Source organism: Corallococcus praedator (genome assembly GCF_003612125.1).
Classification (GTDB): domain Bacteria; phylum Myxococcota; class Myxococcia; order Myxococcales; family Myxococcaceae; genus Corallococcus; species Corallococcus praedator.
On the sequence record NZ_RAWI01000480.1, the window covers coordinates 1 to 6,336 of the forward strand.

The following is a 6,336-nucleotide window of genomic DNA, read 5'->3' on the forward strand; positions in this document are numbered from 1 at the left end:
TGGTATAATCCGCTCCGGCGCCACTCCGCGCTCGACTACGAGTCACCCGCTGGTTACGAGAAGAAGCACCGCGCTGCCGCTTGAGGGCGAAAGCGCGGAAACGCTCCACGAAACCGGGGCAACTTCAGAGACAGGAGTTGGAGGAGCCAGGATCCGCGTTGCTGGGCGCGCCAGTGGCTCCTTCCTGCCGCGCTTGCCGATGCGCGCAGTGCCGGTAGCCGGTGCCGGACTGCTCTCTCCCAGCCTACCCCCGAGGCGGAGTGGCGCGGTTCACCGCTTCTGCTGCTGCGGCGCATTGGCCACTGCCCCTCTGCCTCCGCCGTCTCGTCGCCCGCGCTCCTCCTCGAGGGCCGTCACGTATCGGATCAAGTAGTATACTAAGCCACTTCCTTATCCCGCAGCTTCGCGATGGCCCAATCGCACCATGCCGACAGAGTGTGCCCGGACTGCCACAGCTCGGCAGCGACCCCAAACCGAAGGGCAGCTTCGTTGCGGATAGGAACATGCTCAGCCTGCGCGCGCTCCACGAGTTCCCAGGTCGACGCAACACTTCCTGAAATCGTATTGACGAATCGAGAGTGCGCAGCGACTTCTTCCGGTGTCCACGGACCAGCGAGCCGCTCTGTAGCCATGCCTCTCAGGTCCACCACGCAGAGGACGTAATCCGGCGTGCGAGACGCGGTTGCCGCCTGAGTTGGAGTCAGCCTGACCTCACCTGAAGTGGTCGCCTTGACCTCAAGGAGTAGGCGTTCCAGGCCGAGGTAATAGGAGGCATCTTCAAGCAGTTTCTCGCCAAGGCGCATCTCATAGTCGAAGCCGCGGTCCACCAGTTCCAGCACGAATCCTCGCTCCTGCAGGGCGGTACGAAGGGCCTCCTGCACCGCGAGCCCGAAGGACTTTGCAATAGCTACCCGGCGTTCGCTCTCGCGCTGCTCCTCCGCCGCTGCGAGCGCCCGCTCCAATGCATCCGGATCTGTCTGCGTCCGATCAATGAGGTCCGCGAGTACGTCGCGGATGCGCTTTGACTCCTCTTCCGAGCAGCCTAGGAGACGTAGCTCAAGCCGGTCGAAGCCGAAGACCTCGGCGAGAAACTCAAGTGCTTGAGGGTTGTCCTTCAGCCACTCACGAACAATCAGGTCCCGAAGAACCGCCGGTGATGGTTCGAAGCGGCTTTGTTTCCCCTCCTTGTCAGTCACCGGAATCCAGGCACGTGACAATAGGTCGGCAACCCAGAGGGCTGGCCTGAGTTCAACCGAGAGTTCCTTTCCGCCCCCGCGTGCCGGCACCGTCACGAAGGTGCGCCACCGTTGATCGCGGACAACGATATCGGTGAGGATCAATCCTAGAAGAGCCTGGATGTGCTCGGGCTCGGTACAATGGTTGATGACTTCGCGCGATAACAGTGCAACGGACGAGCAGGGTTGGTCGCGTACTGTGAGCCCACTAATGCTCGCTGGGTCACGAACGAGCGCGGCGAGACGCCGATCCTTGAGTTCCGATGGGACGTCCTCTTGTAACGGGTCCGTATGTGCAATGCCCCAAGCCTGGAGCCCCTTTAGTGCATCGGAGAATCCATCGGTGCGGTCATAGGCGACATGCATCACGCGCTGAGCTGGATAGACAATGGAGTAGGGGCGCGCTGTCTCCGGCCACGTCGAAACGGGCGCCATTATCGGATTGTCCCGGTTCCATCGATGGTATTCGCTCGGCTTCGTCGTCGCGAGTGGCACCCTGCGCGCCAGATCGCCAGCGCTCATTGCTTGGCTAGACCACATATGCGCGAGGAGCGCGGTTCCAGCCGTCACGACATACTCAGGCGTGGGATTCTTCTTCGGCTGGACGGCCTGATCCAATGCCGAAAGGCATCTGTCGAGAGCGGCGTCCTCCGTAAGGGTTTGCGTCACGACTGTACCCAGAAGACTTTCGACGCGTGCGAGTCTACGCTCGCGCGCCAAATTGAGCACCTCCAGATCAAGCAACGAGGCGCGGAGATCGAGCTTGAGCTTCTCGGCGGCTAGCTTGGTCCCCTCAAGCACGCCGAGGTCACGCGTCAAGCTGGAATGAACAACAAGTTTGCCATGTTGGTTCAGGAGCAAATGGTCGAGCCACTCGGGCCTAAACGCACCTGCCGCTGAGGCAACGCCGGCAAGTTCGTAGAGGCTTGCGAGCCATTCGAGCCGATTGCCCGTGACCAAGAGAGCATCAGGCGGCAGAGCATCTCCGGGTTTTGGCTCGCCGGCGAGGGCAAATCTCCGGAAATCGGCCAGCCCGAAAATGTTCAACTCTTCAACGCCGAGCGCTCTCCATTCTTGTGCAATAAAAGACCAATCTCGACTGATTTTCTTCTCGGGAACGTAGAAGTTCTCGCACCGGGCGGCCAATTCCCAGAGCGCGTCTACATCAACGTTGTCCGGCCGACCCAACTGCGGCTCTCCTAAAAAGTCTGCGTACCATCCGCCCGCGTTCGTGACGGCACGACCGACCCCCTTTGTCGTGTTGATGAGAGGCATCTGGGCGACCTGCGTGGCCCTCGCTTTTAGTCGCTCGGCCCACCAGATCCGCTCGAACTCTTGCAGCGCGCCTTCCGCTACGGGTCCTATCCGGGCAAGCCAGTGCGCTCCTTCAATGTTGAGCTTGTGCGCAACCCTGGCTGCCTGAACGAGGGAATCGAGGGCCGCCTCTACAAGTTCACCACCTTGGTCCTTCAGCAGAACTTCCCGTCGTTCCTGATCAACGTTGAAATGTCCCTCTAGCACCACTTCCGTGCGGAGAAACGTTGTCCCTCGGATAGGGAACCGGCGAAACACCCGGGGAAAGGATGAGGGCAATCGAACGAGCCTCCGGTTCTGGCCCTCTGTTTCCGAAACAAAGATGGCCGAAGCGTCCGGCTGGGCCTCTGTCGAAACGAGGTGGGCGACGAACATCTGAGTCTCGTTGCCCGACGCCCTCTGGACAGAGCGCTCGCGGTAAAAAAGGCCCTCCAACGCGGGTTGCCGGAAGTCGCTCGCAAGCCATCGCTCCGTTGTCTCTTCTTGCTCTAGCACGACCTCATCAAGCTTAGGGCATGTAGCGAACAAGTAGGGGAGCGCCGCTCGGAAGGTTTCGAGCCCGTGTTCGAGTTGTTTCTTGTCCTCCATCCGGTAGACGAAGCGCGCGGATGGCTTGTGATCAATCTCATTCAATGGCTGAGCGGAAAGGAGCGCTGCTTTTGCGGCGTCGATGTTCGCAAGAATTTGATCCTCGTTGCCACCACGGTCGAGGCTAACCGAGAACCATTCGAACCCGGTTTTCGTCGCGAGAATCCCGCTAACCTCAGCCTGCTCGGAGAGTACATGGGTGACAAGGAATCCGGTTCCAAAGCGACCGGTGGTGTCCTCCCCTTCGAACTCCTTGCTTGAACCGCCACTCAAAAGCGCAGCGAGATCCTGCGGTTGGAAGACGGCACCGTCATGCTCAAAGAGGAAACCGTCCTCCGTGGCGGCCAGGCGAATGCGTATGCCAGTACGTCCTGGACGTGGCCCTGTATCGTGCGCGTTCTGAAGGAGTTCGAACGGCCAGCGCCCGCCAGCGTCCATCGCCTTGTTCCGTGCTTCGGTCACACGCGTGCGGATACGTCGCGCATCATTGCGACTGAGTTGGTGCTCGCGCGCTTCTTGGTACTCCCCCAGCGCTGATTCGGACATGGTGTCTCCCGTCTTCCTGGTTCGTCAATTATGACAGACGACAGTGGAAGGCCCGACAACCCAACGCACTTGTGGGGTGCGCTATCCACCGCACGTGTGCCCAATCGCCTGTGAAACGCACAGAGTGCATGAACTCCTCCAAGACTATCAGCGGGTACGCTTCGCCTGAAGGAGCTGCCGCTCACCGTGGCGACAGTAGCGAGCCCTTAATGGGGCGTCGAGGAGTTGGGGGATCACCCATGAGAGGTATGGACGAAGAGGCTGCACTCTGCCTTCGAACGCGCGGCGTCCGAAGCCGTGGACAAGCGACCTCTGTAGAGTCTCTGCCCGCGAGCGGAGACGGAGACGCGCGAGCACGGAGCGATTCTTTGAGGCAGTCTTCGGCGCTCAGAGAGAGATTCACCGAGAGCCGGAGTAGCTGCTTGACGAGAGGAGTATGGAAGGCGGCATCATCCCGGCATGAGTCAGGCCTCTCCTCCTCAACCACCGTCGTCTTCACCGCCCCCAGCGCAGTCGGCTCCGTCAAAGGGGATGTCCGTCCCTGTCGTGCTCATTGCCTCCTGCTTCGGGCTTGCCTTCATGGGCTGGGTCATGAGGCTCGGATATCCTGGGGCCGTGTTGGGGGTAGGCGCCTTCGCTGGGTGCATTGCCCTCTTCAGGAAGAAGGGCTCCAAGCACCACGCCGCTGCCGTCATCGGTGCGATTGCTTCCGTCATTGTCGTCTTCGGCGCCATCGGGGAGGGGAACGAGCGCTCGAACAAGGAGGCGGCAATGGCGGCCTCCATCGAAGATGCGCGGCAGAAGGCCGAAGCAAGTCGCGCCCGTGAGGTGGACTTGTCCGCGCGCATCGCCGCGCTGCCTTCGTCGACGTCTCCGCAGGAAGCTGTCGAGCTGTGCGAGAAATTCGGGAGCGTCGGGGACATCCCTACAGCGAGTCGTGCGAGGTGCGGTGAGTCGTACTTGGCCAAGGGCCGCGAGTCGCTGGCCGCGGCGAAGCTTGCAGAGGCCTTGGCCCTCCTGGAAAAGGCGAGCGCCCTGATGCCGGGGAACGCAGACGTTGCGAACGCGCTTTCGAGCGCGAAGGAGCTGCGCGGCAAGGAGGATTTCAAGAGCAAGGGGCCGGAGGTCTCTGCCGGGCTAAGTAGGTCGCCGGAAGTTCCGAGACAAATGCCGGTCGCATGCGCATTTTCTGGACCATGCGACCGGCGAGGAGCCCCGCCGAACTGGGGCTGACAGCAGAGGACAGGCGGAAGCTGGAGCATGCGCTGCGAAGCGTGCGCGACGCTCGCCACTTCCGTCGGCTACTGGCCGTGAGACTCCTCGCAGAGGGCAAAGGCCCGGGCGAGGCTGCGCATCTGGCAGCCCTGATTCACGCCTCGGGTAATCCCGTCGTTGTCCAAGGCGAGCCGAAGAGCTTGAGGACGACGTGAGGTCGCGTGCGGAAGTAGCCCAGGCCCGAGCGCAGTGCCTGTTGCAACTCGGTCATCTCGTCGAAGAGAAGGTTGTGCGTGGCCCGCTGGCGCAGGGGCCGCCACAGCCGCTCGATGGGTTGAAGCTGAGGGCTGTAGGGCGGCAGCCGGTACAGGGAAAGGTGCGGGAAGCGGCGCAAGGCCCAATCCACGGGGCGCCCGCGGTGCCAGGGCGCGTTGTCGATGATGAGGACGACTTGCCGCCACGCCGTGGCGGGATAGGCGCGGGCGACGTCGAGCAGGTGGTGGGCGAAAGCCACCTGCATGCGCTTCGTCTTGGAGAGGCCATCCTTGCGACGCGCGCGGGTTCGGCTGCCGTAAAGCCTGCTCGTCACCGCTCCCGTCGTGAGGTTGGCGGATGCGAAGGTGTGCACCACGTCCTTGCAGTCGCGGGTGCCGACGACAGGGCGGCTTCCCTTCACGCCCAGCGTCGCCGTCAGTGTCGGCACCATGGGAAATCTCGCTTCGTCCTGGCTCAAGAGGGCGATGTCACCTGCCTGCGCCTGGCGTTTTTTTCGCTCAACTCCCGCCGCGCCTGCTGCTGGCGTGAAGCGTCCGCTCGAAGGAAGCGATAGGTGGGCCGGTACAGCCGCACACCATGGCGACGGCAGAAGTCCCCCATGGCCGTCTCCCGCGCCCGAATCCCTGTCTGGCGGTAGAGGAAGTCCGCCAGCGCCTCATGCGTCCAATTCGCCCGCTTGACGCCGCAGGCCCTTGGCCCCTGCTGGACCCATCCCAGAATGGTGGGCGCCAGCCCCTCGGGAATCAACGGCGTGCGGCCCGGTGCCCACTGAATCCTCAACCCTCTCAAGCCGCTGGCCCGATAGCGGGCGAGGAAGCGCTGGATGTTGCGGGGCGTCGTCCCCAGGTCCTCGGCAATCTGCTGCTGAGACCGCCCTCGGGACGTCATCAGCACCGCCTGGCACCTCTCACGCAAACGTCGGTCCTCCGTCGTGCGGAAGCAGGATTCCAGCTCGCTCCGCTGCTCTTCGCTCAGCGCCAGTCCGCTCATGCTCTTTCAACCCGGCAGACACGACGGATTCTTCCGGGCCGTGAATGAGTCGGCCAGCCGTCTACTTCTGGCTGGAGCGCTATCTGGCGCAGCGTACCCCCGAAGCGCTGCGAGATGCCCCGCGGCAGGGTCGGCCGAGGAAAGCGCCACGCCTGACGGCCGAGCGCCTGCG

Annotated in this window: 4 protein-coding genes; 1 reads left to right on the top strand and 3 read right to left on the bottom strand. The window is 62.7% G+C overall.

The window, feature by feature from the left end:
- Positions 1–377: 377 nt before the first annotated feature.
- Positions 378–3,683, bottom strand: coding sequence for a sacsin N-terminal ATP-binding-like domain-containing protein (locus tag D7Y13_RS45380; RefSeq protein ID WP_147444567.1), 3,306 nt, complete (start codon positions 3,681–3,683; stop codon positions 378–380).
- A gap of 546 nt (positions 3,684–4,229) precedes the next feature.
- Here D7Y13_RS45380 and D7Y13_RS36650 point away from each other — a divergent pair.
- The gene (locus tag D7Y13_RS36650) at positions 4,230–4,916 is read left to right on the top strand and encodes a hypothetical protein (protein ID WP_233596016.1); all 687 of its coding nucleotides are present in this window, start codon (positions 4,230–4,232) and stop codon (positions 4,914–4,916) included.
- 136 nt (positions 4,917–5,052) lie between these two features.
- On the opposite strand, the gene D7Y13_RS36660 is transcribed toward D7Y13_RS36650, so the two are convergent.
- Together D7Y13_RS36660 and D7Y13_RS36665 are read right to left on the bottom strand one after the other, a co-directional pair.
- Complete coding sequence (locus D7Y13_RS36660) at positions 5,053–5,604, bottom strand: transposase (RefSeq protein ID WP_120534054.1); 552 nt, start codon at positions 5,602–5,604, stop codon at positions 5,053–5,055.
- A gap of 23 nt (positions 5,605–5,627) precedes the next feature.
- Positions 5,628–6,164 (bottom strand): helix-turn-helix domain-containing protein, encoded by a 537-nt coding sequence (locus tag D7Y13_RS36665; protein ID WP_120534053.1) that lies wholly within the window; start codon positions 6,162–6,164, stop codon positions 5,628–5,630.
- Positions 6,165–6,336 lie beyond the last annotated feature (172 nt).